The sequence below is a fragment of the Amazonocrinis nigriterrae CENA67 genome, from assembly GCF_016056305.1.
Lineage (GTDB): Bacteria > Cyanobacteriota > Cyanobacteriia > Cyanobacteriales > Nostocaceae > Amazonocrinis > Amazonocrinis nigriterrae.
Genome location: NZ_JAECZC010000092.1, coordinates 1 through 1,386 on the forward strand (window position 1 = coordinate 1; position 1,386 = coordinate 1,386).

The window sequence follows — 1,386 nt, forward strand, 5'->3', positions numbered from 1 at the left end:
CCCCTGATGATTTCATATAATTCATGACGCCGCCACGCCAAAATAATGGGAATTGAAAATAGACATTTTGCAGGGAATTCATCGAATTAAAGGGAATTCTGATTATGAATTTAAGAGTTCTTGATAGAATTTGTCCGTGCCTGTATCGCATAATGTTTGGAAGCACATTATTTATGACTGGACAACGGATGAAAGCCTTCCTCCCTCTCTGATATTTCTTGAATGAAAATATGAGAAGTTTACGACTCCGACGAACATCTCAGGTTTTACCCCTCCCCGGACATTTTAGGCTACTTCCACATTAGTTTTTCGAGAACCTTTTCCTATTCTCTACTTGTCTGGCAGAACGTTTTGTCATAAATTATATGTCATTTTTTCTTAGTTATTGAACAACTTAGGAGTTTGTTCTAAGATGTTAATGCTATGGCCTTGAACGAGATTTTTATCCGTAAAGAGATAATACTTTACTTTTCAAAAAGCTCAACCTTTCCTGCAACAACTCAAAACTAGTTTGAGTCATTACAATATTCATTAAACTCCTATCAATATCATTTTGTCCACTTTTTTTAATCTTCTTTATCTTCATACAGCGATTAGGCTCATATCTTGCACCTAGCTGGGTAAACACGCAAAAAGCGAATAAAGGATGCAAAATATTACAGGAAGCAAAGGCTTGTCTAAAATAAAAAAGGTAACTAATAATACTGAAAGCTAACTAATACTACGGTTTTGGCAGCCAAAACAACAGATGCTAGGATACTGTACGTTTCAAAGGGGATGACCACCATGAAATCGTCAGATTTGCATTTGAGACTGAAAACATGAGAGAAAAGGCGTGAAATATCTGATTAAACAAAGCACTAAGAAAATGCTTGCCCACGCCCAAGATGAGCGTGTACACCCTCAAAGAACTGATGCCGACGCAGTACCAAAAAGATAACCTAGAAGCGAAGAAGAGCGTTATTCTTAGAGGCACAAGGACACCCATTACCCGAACACAGTCAAACAAAATCCCCAAGTGCAATCAGCCGATTTTTAAATATCAATCCTTGGTCAACTAGGGAGATGATTCGTATTGTTCGCTCCACCGCATTACAAACAGTTTTCAAGGTATTAACATTATCTGGTAAAGGAAGAAAACCCTTTTTACAAGTAATAATTGACCTCACAACTTTAGAGAAACGGGGCAAATTTCAAGAGTTTAGTGATTTAATCAGGGTCTATAATGGTAAACGTGGCCTGCATCTGGTCGTAGTTTATTTGGTAATTGGAAAATGCCGCATCCCTTGGAATTTTAGGGTTTGGAGAGGTAAGGGAACACCTTCCCCAGCACAGCTTGGACTGAAACTTGTTCAAGGTTTACCAAAAATCTTAACTGAACGCTTT

The 1,386-nt window shown here is 37.9% G+C and carries 1 pseudogene; it reads left to right on the forward strand.

Annotation, left to right across the window (positions count from 1 at the left end):
- Window positions 1–868 precede the first annotated feature (868 nt).
- Window positions 869–1,386, forward strand: a pseudogene (locus I8748_RS35465) (IS701 family transposase); the annotation flags it as partial.